The 22,229-nt window shown below is 61.2% G+C and carries 26 protein-coding genes; 18 read left to right on the forward strand and 8 right to left on the reverse strand.

Annotated features, from left to right (window positions below; translation table 11 throughout):
- The first annotated feature begins 7 nt into the window (after positions 1–7).
- A complete protein-coding gene (locus ACB039_RS16090; RefSeq protein WP_182786866.1) occupies positions 8–649 on the forward strand; it encodes a bifunctional 4-hydroxy-2-oxoglutarate aldolase/2-dehydro-3-deoxy-phosphogluconate aldolase in 642 nt (213 codons plus the stop codon).
- Between the two features lie 85 nt (positions 650–734).
- Here ACB039_RS16090 and ACB039_RS16095 read toward each other — a convergent pair whose 3' ends face one another.
- Positions 735–1,742, reverse strand: a complete 1,008-nt coding sequence (locus ACB039_RS16095; protein WP_182786864.1) for a substrate-binding domain-containing protein — start codon at positions 1,740–1,742, stop codon at positions 735–737.
- An 89-nt stretch (positions 1,743–1,831) separates the two neighbouring features.
- Here ACB039_RS16095 and ACB039_RS16100 point away from each other — a divergent pair, with 89 nt between their 5' ends.
- Positions 1,832–2,482 (forward strand): Qnr family pentapeptide repeat protein, encoded by a 651-nt coding sequence (locus ACB039_RS16100; RefSeq protein WP_371166032.1) that lies wholly within the window; start codon positions 1,832–1,834, stop codon positions 2,480–2,482.
- 219 nt (positions 2,483–2,701) lie between these two features.
- Here the strand turns inward: ACB039_RS16100 and ACB039_RS16105 are convergent, their stop codons facing one another.
- Both ACB039_RS16105 and gpmM read right to left on the reverse strand, forming a co-directional pair.
- Positions 2,702–4,102 (reverse strand): peptidoglycan DD-metalloendopeptidase family protein, encoded by a 1,401-nt coding sequence (locus tag ACB039_RS16105; protein WP_139750661.1) that lies wholly within the window; start codon positions 4,100–4,102, stop codon positions 2,702–2,704.
- 9 nt (positions 4,103–4,111) lie between these two features.
- Positions 4,112–5,641, reverse strand: a complete 1,530-nt coding sequence (gene gpmM / locus ACB039_RS16110) for a 2,3-bisphosphoglycerate-independent phosphoglycerate mutase (protein WP_171273038.1) — start codon at positions 5,639–5,641, stop codon at positions 4,112–4,114.
- A gap of 336 nt (positions 5,642–5,977) precedes the next feature.
- Here gpmM and ACB039_RS16115 point away from each other — a divergent pair, with 336 nt between their 5' ends.
- From ACB039_RS16115 to gpsA, 3 genes are read left to right on the forward strand one after another with little or no spacing between them, the layout of a single operon-like run.
- Complete coding sequence (locus ACB039_RS16115) at positions 5,978–6,409, forward strand: rhodanese-like domain-containing protein (RefSeq protein ID WP_106885241.1); 432 nt, start codon at positions 5,978–5,980, stop codon at positions 6,407–6,409.
- 47 nt (positions 6,410–6,456) lie between these two features.
- Positions 6,457–6,927 (forward strand): protein-export chaperone SecB, encoded by a 471-nt coding sequence (gene secB, locus ACB039_RS16120; RefSeq protein ID WP_005328525.1) that lies wholly within the window; start codon positions 6,457–6,459, stop codon positions 6,925–6,927.
- 2 nt (positions 6,928–6,929) lie between these two features.
- On the forward strand, positions 6,930–7,934 hold the full coding sequence (gene gpsA, locus ACB039_RS16125; RefSeq protein ID WP_371166033.1) for an NAD(P)H-dependent glycerol-3-phosphate dehydrogenase: 1,005 nt from the start codon (positions 6,930–6,932) through the stop codon (positions 7,932–7,934).
- Positions 7,935–8,003: 69 nt separating this feature from the next.
- On the opposite strand, the gene nfuA is transcribed toward gpsA, so the two are convergent.
- Complete coding sequence (gene nfuA / locus ACB039_RS16130; RefSeq protein WP_010672549.1) at positions 8,004–8,582, reverse strand: Fe-S biogenesis protein NfuA; 579 nt, start codon at positions 8,580–8,582, stop codon at positions 8,004–8,006.
- Positions 8,583–8,730: 148 nt separating this feature from the next.
- Entirely contained in the window at positions 8,731–9,459 is a 729-nt protein-coding gene (locus ACB039_RS16135; protein WP_045522393.1) for a ComF family protein, read from the reverse strand.
- Between the two features lie 38 nt (positions 9,460–9,497).
- On the opposite strand from ACB039_RS16135, the gene bioH reads away from it, so the two are divergent.
- The 3 genes from bioH to ACB039_RS16150 all read left to right on the forward strand — a co-directional run bounded on the left by bioH (position 9,498) and on the right by ACB039_RS16150 (position 11,424).
- Positions 9,498–10,262, forward strand: a complete 765-nt coding sequence (bioH, locus tag ACB039_RS16140; protein ID WP_371166034.1) for a pimeloyl-ACP methyl ester esterase BioH — start codon at positions 9,498–9,500, stop codon at positions 10,260–10,262.
- 71 nt (positions 10,263–10,333) lie between these two features.
- Positions 10,334–10,567, forward strand: coding sequence for a flagellar hook protein FlgE (locus ACB039_RS16145; RefSeq protein ID WP_025325378.1), 234 nt, complete (start codon positions 10,334–10,336; stop codon positions 10,565–10,567).
- Positions 10,568–10,662: 95 nt separating this feature from the next.
- Positions 10,663–11,424: a putative metalloprotease CJM1_0395 family protein gene (locus tag ACB039_RS16150; RefSeq protein WP_171273041.1), complete on the forward strand. Its 762-nt coding sequence runs from the start codon at positions 10,663–10,665 to the stop codon at positions 11,422–11,424.
- Positions 11,425–11,510: 86 nt separating this feature from the next.
- On the opposite strand, the gene ACB039_RS16155 is transcribed toward ACB039_RS16150, so the two are convergent.
- Positions 11,511–13,823, reverse strand: a complete 2,313-nt coding sequence (locus ACB039_RS16155) for a Tex family protein (RefSeq protein WP_371166035.1) — start codon at positions 13,821–13,823, stop codon at positions 11,511–11,513.
- A 268-nt stretch (positions 13,824–14,091) separates the two neighbouring features.
- On the reverse strand, positions 14,092–14,565 hold the full coding sequence (greB, locus tag ACB039_RS16160; RefSeq protein ID WP_005328512.1) for a transcription elongation factor GreB: 474 nt from the start codon (positions 14,563–14,565) through the stop codon (positions 14,092–14,094).
- Between the two features lie 225 nt (positions 14,566–14,790).
- Between greB and ompR the strand changes: the two genes are divergently transcribed.
- Both ompR and envZ read left to right on the forward strand, forming a co-directional pair.
- Positions 14,791–15,510: a two-component system response regulator OmpR gene (gene ompR, locus ACB039_RS16165; RefSeq protein ID WP_005328510.1), complete on the forward strand. Its 720-nt coding sequence runs from the start codon at positions 14,791–14,793 to the stop codon at positions 15,508–15,510.
- Complete coding sequence (gene envZ / locus ACB039_RS16170; protein WP_371166036.1) at positions 15,507–16,817, forward strand: two-component system sensor histidine kinase EnvZ; 1,311 nt, start codon at positions 15,507–15,509, stop codon at positions 16,815–16,817. The genes ompR and envZ overlap by 4 nt, the downstream gene beginning before the upstream one ends.
- A 37-nt stretch (positions 16,818–16,854) precedes the next feature.
- Here envZ and ACB039_RS16175 read toward each other — a convergent pair whose 3' ends face one another.
- Positions 16,855–17,769: a DMT family transporter gene (locus tag ACB039_RS16175; protein ID WP_043133189.1), complete on the reverse strand. Its 915-nt coding sequence runs from the start codon at positions 17,767–17,769 to the stop codon at positions 16,855–16,857.
- Positions 17,770–18,125: 356 nt separating this feature from the next.
- On the opposite strand from ACB039_RS16175, the gene rpsJ reads away from it, so the two are divergent.
- Genes rpsJ through rpsC form a run of 8 tightly spaced genes read left to right on the forward strand, consistent with a single transcriptional unit; the run spans position 18,126 to position 22,224 of the window.
- Positions 18,126–18,437, forward strand: coding sequence for a 30S ribosomal protein S10 (gene rpsJ, locus ACB039_RS16180; protein ID WP_005307944.1), 312 nt, complete (start codon positions 18,126–18,128; stop codon positions 18,435–18,437).
- A gap of 22 nt (positions 18,438–18,459) precedes the next feature.
- Entirely contained in the window at positions 18,460–19,092 is a 633-nt protein-coding gene (gene rplC / locus ACB039_RS16185) for a 50S ribosomal protein L3 (protein ID WP_025325385.1), read from the forward strand.
- Positions 19,093–19,109: 17 nt separating this feature from the next.
- A complete protein-coding gene (rplD, locus tag ACB039_RS16190; protein ID WP_025325386.1) occupies positions 19,110–19,715 on the forward strand; it encodes a 50S ribosomal protein L4 in 606 nt (201 codons plus the stop codon).
- Entirely contained in the window at positions 19,712–20,014 is a 303-nt protein-coding gene (rplW, locus tag ACB039_RS16195) for a 50S ribosomal protein L23 (protein WP_005331199.1), read from the forward strand. Before rplD ends, rplW begins: the two co-directional genes overlap by 4 nt.
- A gap of 15 nt (positions 20,015–20,029) precedes the next feature.
- Entirely contained in the window at positions 20,030–20,851 is an 822-nt protein-coding gene (gene rplB / locus ACB039_RS16200; RefSeq protein ID WP_005331177.1) for a 50S ribosomal protein L2, read from the forward strand.
- Between the two features lie 22 nt (positions 20,852–20,873).
- Positions 20,874–21,152, forward strand: coding sequence for a 30S ribosomal protein S19 (rpsS, locus tag ACB039_RS16205; RefSeq protein ID WP_005307960.1), 279 nt, complete (start codon positions 20,874–20,876; stop codon positions 21,150–21,152).
- A gap of 10 nt (positions 21,153–21,162) precedes the next feature.
- A complete protein-coding gene (gene rplV / locus ACB039_RS16210) occupies positions 21,163–21,507 on the forward strand; it encodes a 50S ribosomal protein L22 (protein ID WP_005319741.1) in 345 nt (114 codons plus the stop codon).
- 3 nt (positions 21,508–21,510) lie between these two features.
- Positions 21,511–22,224: a 30S ribosomal protein S3 gene (gene rpsC / locus ACB039_RS16215; protein WP_005331168.1), complete on the forward strand. Its 714-nt coding sequence runs from the start codon at positions 21,511–21,513 to the stop codon at positions 22,222–22,224.
- The last annotated feature ends 5 nt before the right edge of the window (positions 22,225–22,229 follow it).

A 22,229-nucleotide genomic window follows, 5' to 3' on the forward strand; every position in this document is an offset into this window, starting at 1 on the left:
AAGAGCTATGCAGAACTGGAAAGTGACCCCTGCCGAGGTGTTTGCCGCCTCCCCCCTGGTGCCCGTGATGGTCATCAACGACCTGGAGCAGGCCCTGCCGATGGCCAAGGCGCTGCTGGATGGCGGCATCTCGGTGTTCGAGATCACCCTGCGCACCCCGGTGGCCCTCGAGGCCATCGCTCTGATCGCCAAGGCGATGCCGGATGCCATGGTGGGGGCCGGTACCGTGCTCAACTGCGCGCAGTTTGATGCCGCCGTTGCCGCCGGTGCCCGCTTCGTCATCTCCCCGGGGATGACCCCGGCCCTGCTGGCCCACGCGGCCAAGAGCACGGCGCCGCTGATCCCGGGAGTTGCTACGCCGTCCGAGGTGATGCAGGCGCTGGAAGCGGGTTACGACCACCTCAAATTCTTCCCGGCCGAGGCGAACGGCGGCACCAAGGCGCTCTCCGCCATTGCCGCCCCTCTGCCCCAGGTTCGCTTCTGCCCCACCGGCGGCATAGGCCCGAAAAACGTCGCTGACTACCTGGCGCTGAAATGCGTGGCCACGGTCGGCGGCTCCTGGATGCTGCCCGCCGATGCGGTCAAGAGTGGCAACTGGGACGAGGTGACCCGTCTCTCCCGTGAAGCGGTTGAAATGGTTAAACGCTAAGCATCAGTTGTGCAGAAAAACCAAACAGGCCACCTTCGGGTGGCCTGTTTGCTATCGGCGTGGCTCTAGTCTGTGAGGGAGGAGATTATCCCAGACTCTCCCCAATATAGAGGGAGAAGCCCATGTCCTTGCGGTGCTCGGCCTGGGGTTGCCCATTGAGCCGGGCCAGCAGCATGGCGGCCGCCTCGCGGCCGATGGCCTCGCGCGGAGTGCTGATGCTGGCGAGCTTGGGGGTCATGGCGTGGCCGATGTCGAGGGCGTTGCAGCCGGCGATGGCAATCTGCTGGGGTACGGGTATCCACCTGGCCTGGCACTGCAGCAGGGCACCGACCGCCACGTCGTCGTTGGTGCAGAACAGGCCGTCCAGATCGGGGTAGCGGGCCATGGCCTGCTCCAGCAGCTGGCCCCCCAGGGTGAAGCTGGAGGACTGCTCGGTCAGCAGGTGCTGGCCATCCAGGCCGAAGTCCGCCATCGCTTGGTAGTAGCCCTCCATCCGCAACTGGGTACGCACATCGAGGCGCGCCCCCAGGTAGACCACCTTGCGCCGTCCCCGGCGCAGCATCTCTGTTACCATGGCCCGGGCGGCGGCCCGGTGATCCATGCCGACCACCATGTCGATGGGGGAGAGCGGCAGATCCATGGTCTCCACCACCGGGATGCCGGCGGTGGCGATCATCTTGCGGGTGCGATCCGTGTGCTGGGTGTCGGAGAGGATGAGGCCATCCACGTTGTAGGAGAGCAGGGAGGCGACCTGCTCCTCCTCCCGCTCCGGGCTGTAGCCATAGTGGGCCAGAAGAGTCTGGTAGCCGGCGGGCCGGGTCACCGCCTCTATGCCGTGGATCACCGCCGAGAAGACCTGGTTGGAGAGGGAGGGGATCAGGATGCCGATCGCTTTGCTGGTAGCGTTGGAGAGCATGTCCGGTGCCCGGTTCGGGATGTAGCCGAGCTCCTCCACCGCCGCGGCGATCCGCTCACGGGTGCCTTCGGCCACGGCGGACGGGTCACGCAGGTAGCGGCTGACGGTCATCTTGGTGACCCCGGTCAGGTCGGCGATGTCCTGCAGTGTGGGGCGGCGCTTGCGGGTGTCGTTCATCTCGGGATCCGGCAAAGAATGTTACAGGTAACATTACCGTTTTTGCGCAAAAAAGTCAGCATATGACGCCATCACAGGAGAGGCTGGGGATGATCAAGGGCAAGTGCTTCGAGAGGAAAAGGTTCGAGCAGCAGGAGGTGGAGGGGCAATCGTTCTCGGAGTGCCGCTTCGTCGGCTGCAATTTCTCCTGGCTCGATCTGGCCGAATGCCGCTTTGTTGACTGCAGCTTCTATGAGCGGGAGCGCGAGCTCGGCTGCCAGTTGCAGGGCTGCGATTTGCGGGAGGCGAGCTTCCTGCGCTGCGACCTCACCCTGGCTGACTTTAGTCGCAGCCAGTGCCTGGGGTTGGAGATGCGCGACTGCCAGGCCATGGGCATCAACTTCGCCCACGCCAGCTTTGCCAACCAGATCACCGTCAAGAGCTACTTCTGCGAGGCCCATCTGACCGGCAACAACTTCAGCTACGCCAACTTCGACGGCTGCCTGCTGGAGAGGTGCGAGCTCGGCGGCAACCGCTGGCAGGGGGCCAGCCTGCTGGGGGCCTCATTGGCGGGATCCGATCTGAGCGGCTCCGAGTTTGGGCTGATCGACTGGACCAGCTTCAACCTGCAGGGCTGCGATCTGCGCCAGTGCGACCTGCCCGGGCTGGATCTGCGCCGGGTCAACCTGGACGGCGTGCAGATCAATGAAGAGCAGCAGCAGGGGCTGCTGGAGCAGATCGGGTTGGTGGTCTTCCCCTGAGCGGGGTGGAAAAGAGGTAAGTTTTCATCAACGGGGGTGGGCGGCGTTGCTCTTCCCCTGCAAAGCAAAAAGCCTGCACGATGCAGGCTTTTTGCTAGGTGAAGTGGTAAACGAAGCGGTGTTGCCGCCTTTTGCACCCTTCTCCCCTCGCGGGAGAAGGGCTGGCTCAGCATCTGGCCAGCTGTTGTTGGCCGGGTTGATGGCCCCGTCAGCAGGGACTCAGCGTCTGGCCAGCCACTTGGTAGGGTTGATGGCCTCGCCCTGGTAACGGATCTCGAAGTAGAGACCGGGTCTGTCCTGACCGCCGCTGTCGCCGACCAGGGCCACGGGTTCGCCCTGTTCCACGCTCTGGCCCACCTGACGCAGCAGCGACTGGTTGTGACCGTAGAGGCTCATGTAGCCGCGGCCGTGATCGATCACCAGCAGCATGCCGAAGCCGTCGAGCCAGTCCGCATAGACCACCTGGCCAGGGGCGACTGCCTTGACCTGGGTTCCCTCGCTTGCGCCTATCAGGGTGCCCTTCCACTTGAGCTCGGCGGTGCGCGGCGAGCCGTAGGAGATGAGGATGGGGCCCTGTACCGGCCAGCGCAGGCTGCCGTTGGTGCTGAGGCCGTTGTAGCTGCCACTTGCCTTGGTGCTGCTGCGTGCGGCGGCTTGTTGCTTCGCCACCCGGTTCTGCTGTTCGGTGACTCTCTGCTGCTCGGCGGCGAGCCTTTGCTGTTCGCCGGCCTGCCGCTGCTGTGCCGCGATCCGTTGTTGCTCGGCAATCCGCTTCTGCTCCGCGGCCAGTCGCTGTGCCTCCAGGCGGCGTTGGCGCTCCTGCTCGGCCTTGATCTTGGCGAGGCGCTCCCGCTCGGCCCTTTCGCGGCGTTCCTGCTCTTCCCGCTGACGGCGCAGCTCTTCCAGCCGCGCCTTCAGGGCTTTCTCCGCCTTGACCAGCTTGGTGAGCTTCTGTTCGTCGTTTTGCACCGATTGCTGCAACTGGTTGCGCACCTTGGCGCGGCTCTGCTGGCTGGCCAGCAGGCTCTGGTGATGCTGCTGCTGTTCACTCAGCAGGGTCTGCAGCCTGGTCTCGGTCTCTTTGGTGGCCAGCTGGTTTTTCGCCAGCTTGTTGCGGGTGGCGCGCAGGGCGTCTATGGCCTCGATGCGAGCCTTGTTGAGATAGTCGTAGTAATCGAGAGAACGGCTCAGCTTGGCCGGATCCTGCTGGTTGAGCAGCAGCTTGAGGTAGTCGTGGTTGCCCGCCTGGAAGGCGCTTTCCGCCTGCTTGGCCAGCAACTGTTTCTGGTGTTTCGCTTGTTGTTCCAGCGCCAGCTTGTCCTGCTGCAGCTCGGCCAGCTTCTGCTGGTTCTGCTTCAGTTGCTGTCTGGTCTGATCCAGCTTGGCGGCGGCGGCCGAGATGGCCTGCTCGTCAGCCTTGAGCTGGGTGTTGAGCTTGGCAAGCTCTTGCTTGCTGAGCTTGAGGGTCTTCTGCTGTTCCTTGATCTCGGACTGCATGGCCCCCAACTGCTGGTTCGCAGCCTGGGCCGTGCCGGCACCGCCGATCAGGCAAAAAAACAGCGCGCCGGCCAACAGGCCGACGCGACTGGTTTTCTGTGAAATAACTTCGCATCCCCGCATGGGGCAGGATTATTTCAGAATCATCAGGGGCTTGCCAGTCATTTCCGGCGGGACAGGCAGACCCATCAGAGTCAGCATGGTCGGGGCCAGATCGGACAGTTTGCCGCCTTCCTGCACCTCGGCCTTGCGACCGAAATAGATGAGGGGAACCGGCAGATTGGTGTGGGCGGTGTGCGCCTGACCAGTCTCTTCGTCCAGCATCTTCTCGGCGTTGCCGTGGTCGGCGGTGATCAGGCACTCACCACCCACTTCGGCCAGGGCCTCGGTGACGCGACCGATACAGTGGTCAACGGCTTCGCAAGCCTTGACGGCCGCATCGAACACACCGGTGTGGCCAACCATGTCGCCGTTCGGGTAGTTGCAGATGATGACGTCGTACTTGCCGCTCTTGATGGCACCGACCAGCTTGTCGGTCAGCTCTTCGGAGCTCATCTCCGGCTGCAGGTCGTAGGTGGCCACTTTCGGGCTGGCGACGATCTCGCGATCTTCGCCGGTGAAGCAGGACTCTTCGCCACCGTTGAAGAAGAAGGTGACGTGAGCGTACTTCTCGGTCTCGGAGATGCGCAGCTGGGTCTTGCCCTGCTTGGCGAGCCATTCGCCCAGGGTGTTCACCAGCGCGGTCGGCGGGTAGGCACAGGCGGTTTTGATGTCGGCCGCGTACTCGGTCAGCATCACGAAGTTCAGGGCCGGGGTGGCGGCACGGGCGAAGCCGGTGAAGTCGCTGTCGACGAAGGCGCGGGTGATCTCGCGGGCACGGTCGGCACGGAAGTTCATGAAGATCAGCGCATCGCCGTCTTCCATCGGGGCGGCGTCACCGATGCGGGTGGCCTTGACGAACTCGTCGTTCTCGTCGCGGGCGTAGGCATTGGCCAGGGCTTCGCTGGCGCTGTCGGCGGTGAACTCGCCCTTGCCCTGGGTCATCAGGTCATAGGCTTGCTGCACGCGATCCCAGCGGTTGTCACGGTCCATGGCGAAGTAGCGGCCGATCATGGAGGCGAAACGACCCTTGCCCAGACGGGCGAACAGGGCGTCGAACAGCTCGATGGAGGACTGGGCGGAGCGCGGCGGTACGTCACGGCCATCCAGGAAGGCGTGGAAGTAGATCTTCTCGGCGCCACGCTTGGCGGCCATCTCGATCATGCCCATGATGTGTTCTTCGTGGCTGTGTACGCCACCCGGGGACATCAGGCCCATGATGTGCACGGCCTTGCCTTTGGTCACGGCGGTGTCAACAGCCTTGCCCAGTTCGACGTTCTGGAAGAAGTCGCCGTCCTGGATGTCCTTGGAGATGCGGGTCAGCTCCTGATAGACGATGCGACCGGCGCCGATGTTGACGTGGCCCACTTCGGAGTTGCCCATCTGGCCGTCTGGCAGACCCACATCCAGGCCGGAACCGGAAATCAGGGTGCTGGTGTAGTCACGGGCCAGGCGGTCCAGGTTCGGGGTCTTGGCGGCGGCAACGGCGTTGTGCTCTTGCTTGGTGCTGTAGCCCCAACCGTCCATGATGACCAGAACCAAAGGTTTCTTAGCTGTTGACATAAGACTATGTCCTCTCGGATAGGAATGAATTGCGGGAAGTGAAACTAGCGTAATATTACTACATCTGCCGAAATAGTCACCTGATAGCCAAGTCCCTCTTCCACCTCTGTTTTTACCTGTTATCCAGCTGTTTTCGGCATGTTGCCGGCTTGTCTTTGTGCAGGGTTCTCCCCCTGGCGCCTCCCTCCCGAAGCGGGTGGCAGCCCTTCCCCAAGCCGGTTTTGGGACGGGCAATCCCTGATGGGAGCTTGCTCTCGCTTTGCCGCCAAGATGGCTGATCTTATCAAGGGCCCCATGTATACTCGGGCCCTTGTCTTGGTCCCTGGATAGTAGAAGATGCAAGAGTATTTGGATTTTGCGGCCCGCAACCCGCTGCTGGCAGCAGCCTGGTTCGGCCTGGCAGGCACCCTGGTGTATACCACTGTGCGTGCTCGTTTTTCTCCGGTGAAGGCGGTGAACAATCACGGCGCCACCCTGCTGATCAACCGTGAAAATGCCACTGTGGTGGACATTCGCAGTCAGGATGAGTTTGCCAAGGGCCATCTGGCCGGCGCCCATCACCTTCCCCTCACCCAGATCCAGGCGAACAATCTGGGCCCGGTTGAAAAGCACAAAGATGCCCCCATCATAGTCGTGTGCGAGTCGGGGATGACCGCTGGTGGCGCGGGTCGCCAACTGAGCAAGGCCGGTTTTAAACAGGTATATGTGCTCAGCGGTGGCATGGCCCAATGGCGTGCAGATAATCTGCCGGTGACCAAAAAACGCTGATTTAAGGGCCTGCGCCCACCTATTTTCTTAAAAAGGAATCAAACGAAATGGCTGACGAAATCAACAATCAGGAAGTGCAACCGGAATTCCACATCCAGCGTGTCTACACCAAGGATGTCTCCTTCGAAGCCCCCAATACTCCGCACATCTTCCAGAAAGAGTGGCAGCCGGACGTCAAGCTGGACATGGACACCAAGACCAATGTCCTGGCTGACGGCGTGTACGAGGTCGTGCTGACCCTGACCGTGACCTGCAAGCTGGAAACCGAAACTGCCTTCCTGTGTGAAGTGCAGCAGGCTGGTATCTTCACCATCGGCAACCTGCCGGAGCCGCAGCTGGCACACTGCCTGGCTGCCTTCTGCCCGAACATTCTGTTCCCCTATGCCCGCGAAGCCGTGGCCAACCTGGTGAGCAAGGGTTCCTTCCCGCAACTGAACCTGGCTCCGGTCAACTTCGACGCCCTGTTCGCCCAGCACATGGCGCAGGTACAGGCCCAGCAGGCGACTGCGGAAGCCTGATAATGGCCGACCAGATCACAATCTCGGTCCTGGGGGCGGGGTCTTATGGCTCCGCCCTTGCCATTTCTCTGGCGCGCAATGGTCATCCGACCCTGCTGTGGGGTCACGACCCTGCCCATGTCGCCGAGCTGGAACAGGATCGCTGCAACAAGGCATTCTTGCCGGATGTCCCCTTCCCGGCCGATCTGCAACTGACGTCGGATCTACAGGCGGCGGTGCAAGCCGCTCCCGTGCTGCTGCTGGTGGTGCCGAGCCATGTGTTCGGCCAGGTACTGGCCCGGGTCAAACCCTTCCTGCGCCCGGATACCCGGATCGCCTGGGCCACCAAGGGGCTGGAGCCGGACAGCGGCCGTCTGCTGCAAGAGGTGGCGCGGGAGGTGCTGGGGGATGCCATTCCACTGGCGGTCATCTCGGGCCCGACCTTCGCCCGCGAGCTGGCTGCCGGTCTGCCGACCGCCATCTCGGTGGCCTCGACCCACGACGACTTTGCCGACGATCTCTCCCACCTGCTGCACTGCGGCCGCTCGTTCCGGGTCTATACCAATCCGGACTTCATCGGTCTGCAGCTGGGCGGGGCGGTCAAGAACGTCATCGCCATCGGTGCCGGTCTCTCTGACGGACTCGGCTTTGGCGCCAACGCCAGAACCGCGCTCATCACTCGGGGTCTGGTGGAGATGCAGCGCCTCGGCGCCGCCCTCGGGGCCGATGCCAAGACCTTCATGGGGATGGCGGGGCTCGGGGATCTGGTGTTGACCTGTACCGACAACCAGTCGCGCAACCGCCGTTTTGGTCTGGCGCTGGGAGCGGGCAAGTCGGTTGACACCGCCATGGCCGAGATAGGCCAGGTGGTGGAAGGCTATCGCAACACCAAGGAAGTACATCTGCTGGCGGCCCGCAGTGGCGTCGAGATGCCCATCTGCGAACAGATCTTCAAGGTGCTCTACGAGGGCAAGAATCCGAAAGAGGCGGCCATCGCCCTGCTGTCGCGAGACAAGAAGGACGAGTGATCTGCCAGCCGCAGAATGCAAAAGGCCCCGCCAGCTGGCGGGGCCTTTTCTTTGCCGCAAGGGGGCAAATCAGTAGTAGGAGTGGTCGCCGCGCTGGTGCTCGGTGGCATCCTTGACGCCGTTGAGCTCGCCCGGGAATTTCTCCAGCAACTGCTTCTCGATCCCCTCTTTCAGGGTGTAGTCGACCATGGAGCAACCGTTGCAACCGCCGCCAAACTGCAGGATGGCCAGTTTGTCGTCGGTCAGCTCGACCAGGGTGACCTTGCCGCCGTGACCGGCCAGCATGGGGTTCACCTCGGACATCAACACGTACTCGATACGGTCGATCAGCGGGGCGTCATCGGCCACCTTGCGCATCTTGGCGTTCGGGGCTTTCAGGGTGAGCTGGGAGCCCATCTGATCGGTGACGAAATCGATGGTGGCATCCACCAGGAAGGGGGCGCTCAGGGGATCGACCAGGCAGTCGAAGCCGCTGAACGGCAGGTGCTGATCTTCCGGATCGACCGCGTCGGGTGGGCAATAGGATACGCCGCACTCGGCATTCTGGGTTCCCGGATTGACCACAAACACCCGGATGTTGGTGCCATCAGGCTGCTTCTCCAGCAACTTGCGGAAGTGGGCCTGGGCGGTGTCGGAAATGCTGATCATCACTATCCTCATAAACCTGAGTGTACGACTAGGGTATTCATGATAACTCGCTTGGCGGGGCTTGGGTAGCGTGCCGATGGCGAGCCTGTGAGCCCGGGCGTATCGGAATCATGCCGCCAGCGGACTCCCGGGCCGGATCCCTGCCCGGTTATTTCAGGTGTCGGAGGGTACGGCAGATGGCCCACACCTCTACCGTGGTGACGCCGTGCTCATGGAGCAACCGGGTGAGTTGACCTGCGGTGGCGCCCGTGGTGACCACATCGTCGAGCAGTGCCACATGCCGGTAGTGGTGAGGTTCTATTTCGAAGGCGCCACGCAGATTGCGTCGCCGCTGGCCGGCACTGAGCCGGGTCTGTTGCGGGGTCGACCTTGTCCGGCGCAGTACGCGGGTGTCGCAAGGAATGCCGGTGAGTGCGCTCAGGGCATGGCCGATTTCTTCTGCCTGATTGAAGCCGCGCCACCACTGGCGCCACCAGTGCAGGGGAACCGGAATGATGACCTGCGGCGGACTGGCGAGGTCCAGATGGTCTGCCAGCAGGCGGGCAAGCAGCGGCGCGAGCAGGATCTGACCGGAATACTTCAACCGGGGGATGAGCTGGGCATAAGGTGCCTGATAATCGCCGATCACCTGCAAACGCTCCCAGGGGGCGGGTCTGCGCTGGCATCGTCCGCACAGCAGTTCGCTCTCGCGATGTTGCTCCGGCAGCGGTGCTGCACACATCAGGCATCGTCTGTCGTGTTGGCGCTGGGCGTGGCGGCACCAGGAGCACAACAAAGGCGTCTCGTCACAGGGCTGGCGACAGAGCAGGCACAGACCGAGCCAGTCGGACTGGGTGCCAAGGATCGGACTTGCTTTGGCGAGCAGCCGCTTTAACATGCAGGCTCCAAGCAGATAAACAGGGATCTTGAGTCTAGATGAGCGTATCGGTTGAGCGGTTTGGCCAGGGCCCGGACCTGGTGTTGTTGCATGGCTGGGGCATGAACGGGGCCGTCTGGCACGGTATTGCCCAAGAACTGGCTGCCCACTATCGGCTGCATCTGGTGGACCTGCCCGGATTTGGCAACAGCCCCCTGTACGAGGGGAGTGACTACTCCTTGCCCTGGCTGGCGGAGCAGGTTGCCACAGTCCTGCCGGAAAAATGCCATCTGCTCGGCTGGTCCCTCGGCGGTCTGGTGGCGAGCCAGCTGGCCCTGACCCGGCCTGAGCGCCTTCACTCCCTCATTACTGTCGCCAGCTCCCCCTGCTTCATGGCCCGCGAAGACTGGCCCGGGATAGCCCCCAAGGTGCTTGCTGGGTTCAACCAGATGCTGGCGGGGGACTTCATGCAGACCATAGAGCGCTTCCTGGCGATCCAGGCCATGGGCAGCGAGCATGCCAGAAACGACATTCGCCAGTTGCGCCACTGGCTGGCAGAGCGTCCGGCCCCCCGGCTTGCCGCGCTGGAGGCGGGTCTCGGCCTGCTGGCCGATGTGGATCTGCGGGATGAGCTGGTCGGTCTGGATCTGCCCTGGCTGCGCATCTATGGCAGGCTGGACTCCCTGGTGCCCAAGGCGGCCATACCGCTGCTGGACGAGCGTTATCCCGCGAGCCGCAGCCTGGTGCTGGAGAAGGCCTCCCACGCCCCCTTCATCTCCCATCCAGAGCCTTTCATCACCCTGTTGCGACAGTTCATTGGCTGATCCTTGAGCGACATGCTTCAATAACGCCTCAAGGTGGTGGATAATTAGCCAACCATGAAAGGAGTGAGCCGATGCGTATCGATTCTGCCATGACCACGGGCGTACAGGGATTCCAGCGGGCCGAGCAACTGGCCGGTCAGGCATCCGGCCAGCTCGCCCGCCTCAACACCCCGGCGGGTGACCAGGTACAGGTGACGGATGAACTGGTGAATCTCAAGGTGGCCGAGCTGCATGCCGGCGCCTCTGCCAAGGTGATCCAGACTGCCAGCGACATGCTGGGCACCCTGATCGACATCAAGGTGTGAGATGAACATCAACGTCGCTCTAGCATCCCTCATCCCCCATCAGATGCAACTGCAGGCTGATATGGGGGGGACCTTGCTCGACATCAGGGTGTGAGATGAACATCAACGTCAGCCTGCCGCCTATCATTCCGAATCAACTGCAACCGCAGACGGAATCGGCGCAGACTGACAACCGCCGTGCAGAACTGGTGGCTCCCAGCCGCCAAAGCGAGGCGTCCAACGCCGAGTCCGGTGTTGCCTCCCAGAAAGACAAGTCCAGAGCTACCCAGGCCAATCCCAATCCGCCCGCCGCTTCGACCCGGGATAATGCACAGACCAGCCCGACGACCCCGTCCCATCGCTTCGTCGAGGCCACGGGGGAGGAGAGCCAGCGCCGGCAGCAGCAGGATCCCGAGCAGCAGGAACAACAGAGGCAGCAACGCCAGCTGGCCGCACTGGTGGAGCGGGATCTCGAGGTGCGCAAGCACGAGCAGGCGCACCAGATGGCAGGTGGCGAGCATGCGGGCAGCCCCAGCTACCAGTTTTCCCAGGGGCCGGATGGCAAGCGTTACGCCACCGGGGGTGAGGTGGCCATCGACATCGGTGTTGTCCATGGCGATCCGGCGGCCACCCTCGCCAAGATGCAGCAGGTGCGTGCCGCCGCCCTGGCACCGGCGGAACCCTCGTCACAGGATCTGAGCGTGGCCCGCGCCGCCACCGCCAAAGAGGCTCAGGCCCGCAAGGAGCTGATGGATGTCAGAGGCGCTGCCATCGGGCCGCTTGGCGCCTACATGGACAGGCGCAATCAGGTGATAGCCCAGCACTACCAGCAGGCCGTCAGGCCAGCCCCTCGTCAGACCTTCAGCCAAGACATCTGAGAGGCCGGATCTGCCGGATTCAAAATCCGTCGCCTGCCTGACGCCCAGTAAAAAGCCCCTCGCGGGGCTTTTGTCATTCAGGATCGTCACTTCTTCAGCTTGGAGAGGGCGGCGGCGAAGGCGTTGCCCATGGCACCACCGGCAGGGGCGCCCTGTTTCGGCTCCTGCCTGGGTCTGGCGCTGCCTGTACCCGATGGGCGGGATTCCGTCGGCTTGCGGGCGGGTTGTCCCGCTTTCTCGTCGAGGCGCATGGTCAGGCTGATGCGCTTGCGCGGTGCATCCACCTCCAGCACCTTGACTCTTACTATGTCTCCCGCCTTGACCACCTCGCGGGGATCCTTGACGAAACGGTCGGTCAGGGAGGAGATGTGCACCAGCCCATCCTGATGGACGCCGATGTCGACGAAGGCGCCGAAGTTGGTGACATTGGTGACCACCCCTTCCAGTACCATTTCGGGCACCAGGTCGCTGATTTTCTCCACCCCCTCCTTGAAGGTCGCGGTCTTGAACTCGGGGCGCGGATCCCGGCCCGGCTTGTCCAGCTCGCCGATGATGTCGGTGACGGTGGGCACGCCGAATTGTTCGTCCGTGTAGTCGGCCGGCTTCAGGCTGCGCAGCAGGCTGCTGTTGCCGAGCAGGCTCTCCACTGTCTGTTCCAGCTTGGCGAGGATCCGCTCCACCACCGGATAGGACTCCGGGTGCACCGCCGAGCTGTCGAGGGGATTGCTGCCGCCGCGAATGCGCAGGAAGCCGGCGCACTGCTCGAACGCCTTGGGCCCGAGCCGGCTCACCTTCAGCAACTGCTGACGGCTATTGAAGGCGCCGTGCTCATCCCGGTAGGTGACGATATTCTGGGCCAGCGTCTGGGAGAGGCCGGAGACCCGGTTGAGCAGGGCGACCGAGGCGGTGTTCACGTCCACCCCGACCGCGTTCACGCAATCCTCGACCACGGCATCCAGTCGGCGGGCCAGCTGGTTCTGGCCGACGTCGTGCTGATACTGGCCCACCCCGATACTCTTGGGGTCGATCTTGACCAGCTCGGCCAGGGGGTCCTGCAGGCGACGGGCGATGGAGACGGCGCCACGGATCGAGACGTCGAGATCCGGGAACTCCTGGGAGGCGAGCTCGGAGGCGGAATAGACGGAGGCCCCCGCTTCGCTCACCACGATTTTCTGAGCCTTGGCGGCGGGGTAGCGCTCGAACAGATCGCTCACCAGGCGGTCGGTCTCCCGGGAGGCGGTGCCGTTACCTATGCTGATGAGCTCGACCTTGTGCTTCTGGCACAGCTCGCTCAGGGTCTTGAGGCTCTGATCAATCTGGCGTTTCGGTTCGAACGGATAGATGGTGGCGTGATCGACCAGCTTGCCGGTGGCATCCACCACGGCGACCTTGACCCCGGTGCGGATACCAGGATCCAGCCCCATGGTGCAGCGCATACCGGCCGGAGCCGCCATCAGCAGATCCTTGAGGTTCATGGCGAACACCTTGATCGCCTCGTCCTCTGCCGACTCGCGGATGCGGCCGATCAGTTCGGTCTCCATCTGGAGCGACAGCTTGATCTTCCAGGTCCAGCTCACCACCCCCTGCAGCCACTTGTCCGCCGGGCGGTTCTGCAGATTGAGCCTGAGGTGGTGGGCAATGATCCCTTCGCAGGGGCTGGCACTCTCATCGTCACCTGTGACCAGCGCGAGGTTGAGGATCCCCTCGTTGCGCCCGCGCAGCATGGCCAGCACCCGGTGGGAGGGGGCCTTGTGCAACGGCTCGTCGTGCTCGAAGTAGTCCTTGAACTTGGCCCCTTCCTGCTCCTTGCCCGCCACCACCCGGGCGCGCAGGGTGGCGTTCTGCCACAGGTAGTCCCGCAGCTTCTCAAGGAGATCCGCCTGCTCGGCGAAGCGCTCCATCAGGATGTAGCGGGCGCCGTCGAGGGCCGCCTTGCTGTCGGTGATCCCCTGTTCGGTATTGAGGAAGCGGGCCGCCGCTTGCTCCGGATCCTGCATGGGGTCGGTGAGCAGCAGGTTGGCCAGCGGCTCCAGCCCGGCTTCGATGGCCATCTGCCCCTTGGTGCGACGCTTGGGCTTGTAGGGGAGGTAGAGGTCTTCGAGCCGGGTCTTGCTGTCGGCACCCTTCAGCTCGCGCGCCAGCTCGGGAGTCAGCTTGCCCTGCTCCTCGATGGAGCGAATGATCACCTGACGGCGATCCTCCAGTTCACGCAGATAGCCGAGGCGGCTCTCCAGGGTACGCAACTGACTGTCGTCCAGACCGCCGGTCACCTCCTTGCGATAACGGGCGATGAAGGGAACGGTCGAGCCTTCATCCAGCAGGCGCACGGCGGCCTGCACCTGTTCCGGGCGGGCATTCAGCTCACCGGCAATCTGTCTCTCAATTACATGGCTGTGCATCTGTGGTCTCTGTGGTCGGGTCCTGGTCAACGGGCAGGCGCGAGGCGATGTCGCCGGTCAGGGGGTCTGTCCCGGCGGTACTCAAGGTACCAGCCGGGCCACTGTCGCGCGGGCCGGTTGGCGCCACAAGGCGCCGGGTGTGAGCACTATATGGGGTCGGGCTGCGGGATGCCACTCCGGCAAAAATGACACGAATCGCATCCGGTGGCCGAGCATGCTGTCCATCTTGGCCTCGTCAGCCGATTTGGCAGATTGGGCCAGCACTGGCTTACTTGGGATAGCTGATCTCATTGATGTACCAGCAGACGTCACCCACTGGCGTTCGCACCATGGCCTCGTCGCCCACCTCTTTCTTGAGCAGGGCGCGGGCCATGGGGGAGTCGATGGAGATGTAATCCTTGCGGCCGAAGATCTCGTCATAGCCGACGATGCGAAAACGCTTGGTCTCACCCTCGTCGTTCTCCACCTCGACCCAGGCGCCGAAGAACACCTTGCCCTCCTGGGAGGGGGAGTAATCGACGATGGTCAGCTCCTCCAGGCACTTGCGCAGGTAGCGGACCCGGCGGTCTATCTCCCGCAGCCGCTTCTTGTTGTACTGGTAGTCGGCGTTCTCGCTGCGATCCCCGAGGCTCGCCGCCCAGGCCACCTTCTTGGTGGTCTCGGGTCTCTCCTCGCGCCACAGGGTGTCGTGTTCCTGCCGGAGCTGGTTGTAGCCTTCACGGGTGATGAGTTTGGTTTTCATGGGCTTATCAGTCCCTGCTGCCTGGATGGCGGGTTGCGTCGTCTTGCTCGGGATCTTAGCCATTGTCGTCTGACTGTCGAGCAGAAACACATGGTGAGAGGCTCGTTGGGAGCCTTTCTGTCCCTGGGAACCCCCAGTCAAGGGTAATAACCGGTAACATATTTATGCTTTGTGGTTGCCAGAGCGGGCCCTAGTATTGGGAGGAGACAGAGAAGAGAGGTGGCAATGAGTCAGCAATACAAGGTCCTGGTGGTCGACGACGACCTGAAACTACGCTCCCTGCTGGAGCGTTACCTCACCGAACAGGGATTTGTGGTGCGGGGCGTTGCCAATGGTGAGCAGGCTGATCGCCTGCTGACCCGCGAGAATTTCAGCCTGATGGTGCTCGACCTGATGTTGCCGGGGGAAGACGGCCTATCCATCTGCCGCCGTCTGCGCGAGGCGGGCAACCAGATCCCGGTGCTGATGCTCACCGCCAAGGGGGACGAAGTGGATCGCATCGTCGGGCTGGAGATGGGAGCCGATGATTACCTGCCCAAGCCGTTCAATCCCCGTGAGTTGCTGGCCCGGATCCGCGCCGTGTTGCGCCGCCATACCGTCGAGCTGCCCGGTGCGCCTTCCGCCGCCGAGAAGATGGTGAGCTTTGGCGCCTATCAGCTCAACCTGGCGACCCGGGAGTTGAGCCGGGACGGCGAGCCGGTGGCACTGACCAGCGGCGAGTTCGCCGTGCTCAAGGTGCTGGTGAGCCACCCTCGCGAGCCGCTCTCCCGAGACAAGCTGATGAACCTGGCCCGTGGCCGGGAATACACCGCCACCGAGCGCAGCATCGACGTGCAGGTCTCCCGTCTGCGCCGCCTGCTGGAGCAGGATCCGGCCCAGCCCCGTTACCTGCAGACGGTGTGGGGCCTGGGCTATGTCTTCGTGCCGGACGGTGACGGGGAATGAAAAAAGTGGGTAGCATGTTCTCCCGCATGCTCTGGTTCCTGGCCGCCGTGCTGGTGGTCTATCAGGTTGTCTCCTACGCCACCTTCTACAACTATCTGCTGGCGCCCACCGTCAAGCAGATCAGTCATCTGCTGGCCAATCAGGTCAAACTCATCTTTCCGGTTGAAAGCAACCAGCTGGCGCTGAGCGAAGATGCCGAGGCACTGGTCTATGTGGCGACCGGCAGTGACATCTATACCCAGACAGAGGCGGAGCAGCACGGACTCAAGGAGTCCAAACCCTACCCCTATCTGGAGGAGAGCATCAGCCGCGAGCTGGGGGGGAAGACCAAGGTGAGGGTAGAGATTCAGGATCACTACATCATCTGGATCCAGCCACCCCAGGCCAGCCAGATGTGGGTCCGCATCCCCCTGACCGAGATCGAGGATGACGACATCGAGCCCCTCATCATCTACATGAGCGTGCTGCTGGTGGTGACCCTGTTTGCGGCATGGCGCTTTGCCCGCCAGCTGGTGCGACCGCTGGAAGATCTGGAGGCGGGGGCCGTGGCCGTGGCGCGGGGCCAGTTCCCCGATGCTCTGGGAGAGCACGGCTCGCGGGAGGTGCGCCGCCTGACCCGCACCTTCAACCACATGTCGCACTCCATCAAGGGCCTTATCGAAGAGCGCAACCTGATGATGGCCGGGGTCTCCCATGATCTGCGCACGCCCCTGACCCGCATCCGGCTGGCGACCGAGATGATGTCCTCCGGGGATGAGTATCTCAAGGAGAGCATCAATGCGGACATCGACGAGTCGAACGGCATCATAGATCAGTTCATCGACTACATACGCCCGAATGAGGGACTGGATGCCCATCCGATCGACCTGACCCAGCTCATCCACGATGCGTTGCTGATGCAGACCGATCAGGGGCTGGAGGTGGAGTTGCTACTGCCGGAGCAGGCGGTGCGGGTGGCTTGCCATCCCATCAGCATCCGTCGCATCCTCAACAACCTGTCGGGCAATGCGTTGCGTTACGGCGCGACCCGGCTGCAGGCCGAACTGAAGGACGATGGTCACTGGGTCCGGCTGCGGCTCTTTGACAATGGCCCCGGGATCGCGGAGCAGGACTACTCCCGTGTGCTCAAGCCCTTTACCCAGGGTAATGTGGCGCGCACCGGGGGCGGCAGTGGCCTGGGACTGGCCATAGTCGCCAAGATAGTGTCCCAGCACCACGGCACCATCAGGCTGGGCCGCTCCGAGCTGGGAGGCTTGCTGGTGGAGATCCGGCTACCCAAGCACCAGCCGCTGGAGTGGATGGATTGAACAAAGGGCGCATCCGTGGATGCGCCCTTCTGCATTGTCAGGCTTGTGGCTCGGCCGTCTTGCGGTAGCGCTTGCCGTATTTGAGTTGCTGGATCAGCAGGGCGGCGACGATCAGCGCCAACCCTATGGGGGTGGCGGGGTGGATGCTCTCACCGATCAACAGATTGAGCAGCACCAGCGAAGCAAACGGCGAGATGAAGATGAGGTTGCTGATGGGAGCCGTGTTGGTGGCGTGGCGCAGGGCCATCAGCCAGAGCACGAAGCCGAAGCCCATCTCGAACAGCCCCACATAGATGGCACCGAGCCAGCCCTGCCAGGCGGTCATGGCAAAGTCGGCGAGCAGCCAGGTCGCCACCACGATGAATGGCAGGCTGATGAGGAAGCCGAGCAGCAGGCTGACGATGGGGTCCCCCTGATTGCGGGTATTGAGGATCCAGTAGCCTGCCCAGATGAGGGTCGAGACCAGGGCCAGCGTCACACCGAGCGGGCTGTCAAACTGCAGGCCAAACACATCTCCCCTGGTGGCGATCACCAGGGCGCCGAAGTAGCCAAGCACTATGGCCACACCGTCACGACGACGCAGTTTCTGGCCGAGGAAGGGGACGGCTAGCAAGCTCAAGGTGATGGCCCAGGTGTAGTTGAGGGTCTGGGCCTGTTGCGCCGGCAGCAGATCATAGGCCTTGAACAGCAGCAGGTAATAGAGGAAGGGGTTCAGCACCCCCAGGGCCAGATAGTAGAAGGGGCGGGCCCTGAGATAGCTCAGCAGAAGGGGCAGCTTGCCCTGGATCGCAACGATGGACCCCAGAGTCAGGGTCGAGGTGATGGCGGCGACCAGCAGCAACTGCACCGGCTCGAAGTAGGCGAGGGATATCTTGAAGGCGGTGGCGACCGTCGACCAGAGGGCGACGGCGCAGAGTCCGTATTGATAGGCTTTCTTCTGATTCTTGAGCATCGGGGTCGTTCCGCTGACTGAGGCAAGGGGGCAGTCTATCAGCCTGTTTGCAACATTGTCGTTACCGCTTTGTGGCGGGCAAGGGAGCGATCGCCAGCGAGATCCATCCGCCACACAAAATTGCGCACAATCTGTCCGCTTTCTCTTGCGCGAATTGAAAAAATCCGTATAATCCCCTCCGCTTGCCCATGAGGCATGCCAGACGATATGTCTGCTTGCTGAGCTTCCCGTTTACGTGTCGCCAGCCATACAGTCCTCCCGATATGGGGGGAAACGTGAAAAATCGCACCTCTGGCGGGAGTAATCTCGGTCGGGCGGTGTTGATTTATGTTCTTTTATCTATTGGAGCTCTGTCAATGCAGAACCAAAGAATCCGTATCCGCCTGAAGGCTTTTGATCATCGCCTGATCGATCAATCCACTGCGGAAATCGTTGAAACTGCAAAGCGCACCGGCGCGCAGGTTCGCGGTCCTATTCCGCTGCCGACTCGCAAAGAGCGCTTCACCGTCCTGATCTCCCCGCACGTCAACAAAGATGCGCGTGATCAGTACGAGATCCGCACTCACAAGCGTCTGGTAGACATCGTTGAGCCGACTGACAAGACCGTAGACGCCCTGATGCGTCTGGATCTGGCAGCTGGTGTAGACGTCCAGATCAGCCTGGGTTAATTACGGAAAGAGGTTGATAACAATGACAATCGGTCTTGTAGGTCGCAAAGTGGGTATGACTCGCATCTTCACTGAAGATGGCGTTTCTATCCCGGTGACTGTTATCGAAGTTGAAGCTAACCGTGTAACTCAGGTCAAATCTGTAGAAACCGACGGCTACAACGCTATTCAGGTTACCACTGGTGCCAAAAAAGCCAGCCGTGTGACCAAGCCGGAAGCTGGCCACTTCGCCAAAGCTGGTGTAGAAGCCGGTCGCGGTCTGTGGGAATTCCGCCTGAACAACGGTGAAACTTTCACTGTTGGTAGCGAGCTGAAAGTAGATCTTCTCGCTGACGTTAAGATGGTAGACGTTACCGGTACATCCAAAGGTAAAGGTTTTGCGGGCACTGTAAAGCGCCACAACTTCCGCACCCAGGATATGACCCACGGTAACTCCCTGTCCCACCGTGTACCTGGCTCCATCGGTCAAAACCAGACCCCGGGCCGTGTATTCAAGGGCAAAAAGATGGCTGGTCACATGGGTGCTGAGCGTGTAACGACTCAGAACCTGGAACTGGTTCGTGTTGACGCTGAACGCAACCTGCTGCTCATCAAAGGCGCAGTACCGGGTGCAACCAACGGCAACGTGATCGTCAAACCTGCCGTCAAAGCGTAACGTCTGAGGAGATAGTAATGGAATTGGTAATGAAAGACGCCAAGAGCGCTCTTGAAGTTTCCGAGACTACCTTCGGGCGCGAATTCAACGAAGCTCTGGTTCACCAGGTCGTCGTTGCATATGCCGCTGGTGCCCGTCAGGGTACTCGTGCGCAGCTGACTCGCTCTGAAGTGTCTGGTGGCGGCAAAAAGCCGTGGCGTCAGAAGGGTACTGGTCGTGCCCGTGCTGGCTCCATCCGTTCGCCCATCTGGCGTTCCGGTGGTGTGACCTTTGCTGCTAAGCCGCAAGATCACAGCCAGAAAGTAAACAAGAAGATGTACCGCGGCGCTATCCGTAGCATCCTGTCCGAGCTGGTACGTCAAGAGCGCCTGATCGTTGTCGAGAAATTCGGCATCGAAGCGCCGAAGACCAAAGAACTGATCGCCAAGCTGAAAGAAATGGAACTGACTGACGTTCTGATCGTGACTGCTGAAGTCGATGAGAACCTGTTCCTGGCTGCTCGCAACCTGTACAAGGTCGACGTGCGTGATGTTGCCGGTATCGACCCGGTCAGCCTGATCGCTTTCGACAAGATTCTGATGACTGCTGACGCAGTTAAGCAAATCGAGGAGATGCTGGCATGATCCGCGAAGAACGTCTGTTGAAAGTTCTGAAGGCTCCGCACATCTCTGAAAAGAGCACCATGGTCGCAGAAAAGCAGAACACTATCGTGTTCAAAGTTGCTGTTGATGCCACCAAGGCGGAAGTCAAAGCTGCAGTTGCGAAACTGTTCGAGGTCGAAGTTGAGACCGTCCGTACCCTGAACATGAAGGGTAAGACCAAGCGCTCAGGTGCGCGTGTAGGCCGTCGTTCCGATTGGAAAAAGGCTTATGTGACCCTGAAAGCTGGTCAGGACATCGACTTCATGGGCGCAGCCGAGTAAGAGGAGTTCTCAAAAATGGCAATCGTTAAGTGCAAGCCTACTTCTCCGGGCCGCCGCCACGTCGTCAAGATCGTCAACCAAGAGCTGTACAAGGGCAAGCCCTTTGCCGCTCTGCTGGACAGCAAAAGCAAGTCCGGTGGTCGTAACAACAACGGCCGTATCACTACCCGTCATATCGGTGGTGGTCACAAGCAACACTACCGTATCGTCGACTTCAAACGCGACAAAGACGGCATTCCGGCCAAAGTAGAGCGCCTGGAATACGATCCTAACCGTACCGCAAACATCGCCCTGGTGCTGTATGCAGACGGTGAGCGTCGTTACATCCTGGCTCCGAAAGGCCTGAAAGCAGGTGATGCTATCGCTTCTGGTGCTGATGCTGCGATCAAGGTAGGTAACTCCCTGCCGATGCGTAACATCCCGGTTGGTTCTACCGTTCACGCCGTAGAAATGAAGCCTGGTAAAGGTGCTCAGCTGGCTCGTTCCGCTGGTACTTTCATCCAGATTCTGGCTCGTGAAGGTAACTATGTAACTCTGCGTCTGCGTTCCGGCGAAGTACGTAAAGTTCTGGCCGAGTGCCGCGCCACCATTGGTGAAGTGGGTAACTCCGAGCACATGCTGCGTCAACTGGGTAAAGCCGGTGCAAACCGCTGGCGTGGTATTCGTCCGACCGTTCGCGGTATGGCGATGAACCCGGTTGATCACCCGCACGGTGGTGGTGAGGGTCGTAACAAGGGCATGCAGCCTGTGTCCCCATGGGGCCAGAAGGCTAAGGGCTTCAAGACCCGTAAGAACAAGCGTACCGACAAGTACATCGTACGTCGTCGTAACAAGTAATTGTTAACATAGAGGAATCACCATGCCACGTTCTCTCAAGAAGGGTCCATTTATTGACCTGCACTTGCTGAAGAAGGTAGAGAAAGCGGTGGAAAGCGGGGATAAAAAGCCGGTTAAGACCTGGTCCCGTCGTTCAATGATCATCCCGAACATGATCGGTTTGACCATCGCTGTCCATAATGGTCGTCAGCACGTTCCGGTTTTCGTTACCGAAGAAATGATCGGTCACAAACTGGGTGAATTCGCACCGACTCGTACTTATCGCGGCCATGCTGCTGATAAGAAGGCTAAGAAGCGCTAAGGGATAAATGATGGAAGCTATCGCTAAACACCGTTATGCCCGTACTTCTGCCCAGAAAGCTCGTCTGGTAGCCGATCAAGTACGTGGTCTGTCCGTAGACAAGGCTCTGAACATCCTGACCTTCAGCCCGAAAAAGGCTGCAGTTCTGGTGAAGAAAGTGCTGGAATCTGCCATTGCAAACGCTGAGCACAACGAAGGCGCCGACATCGACGCCCTGCGTGTTGCCACCATCATGGTAGACGAAGGTCCCTCCATGAAGCGCATCCGCCCGCGTGCCAAAGGTCGCGCGGATCGTATCCTCAAGCGTACCGCTCACATCACTGTAGTGGTATCCGACGCTAAGGCTGGGAGATAAGCAATGGGTCAGAAAGTACATCCTAATGGCATTCGCCTGGGTATTACCAAGCCTTGGAATTCTACCTGGTTCGCGAACACCAAAGACTTCGCTGACAACCTGTACAGCGATTTCCAAGTACGCCAGTTCCTGACCAAGGAGCTGAAAAACGCTTCCTTGTCCAAGATCACCATCGAGCGTCCGGCCAAGAGCATCCGTGTGACCATTCACACCGCTCGTCCGGGTGTCGTGATCGGCAAGAAAGGCGAAGACGTTGAGAAACTGCGCAAAGCCGTAGCCGCTATTGCTGGCGTGCCTGCTCAGATCAACATTTCCGAAGTCCGCAAGCCGGAGCTGGATGGCAAACTCGTTGCCGACAGCATCACTTCTCAGCTGGAACGTCGCGTAATGTTCCGTCGCGCTATGAAGCGCGCCGTACAGAACGCCATGCGCCTGGGTGCCAAGGGCATCAAAGTAGAAGTGTCCGGTCGTCTGGGCGGCGCTGAAATCGCGCGTACCGAATGGTACCGTGAAGGTCGTGTGCCTTTGCACACCCTGCGTGCCGACATCGACTACGCAACTTCTGAAGCCCACACCACTTACGGTGTGATCGGCGTCAAAGTTTGGATCTTCAAGGGCGAAGTTCTGGGCGGTCTGGCTGCTGTTAACGCTGCCGCTGCTCAAGAGCAAGCTCCTGCAAAGCCCAAGCGTGACAACAAGCGCCGCGCTGCTAAGTAAGGAGA

The organism is Aeromonas sp. S2(2024), from assembly GCF_041402505.1.
GTDB classification, from domain to species: domain Bacteria; phylum Pseudomonadota; class Gammaproteobacteria; order Enterobacterales; family Aeromonadaceae; genus Aeromonas; species Aeromonas media.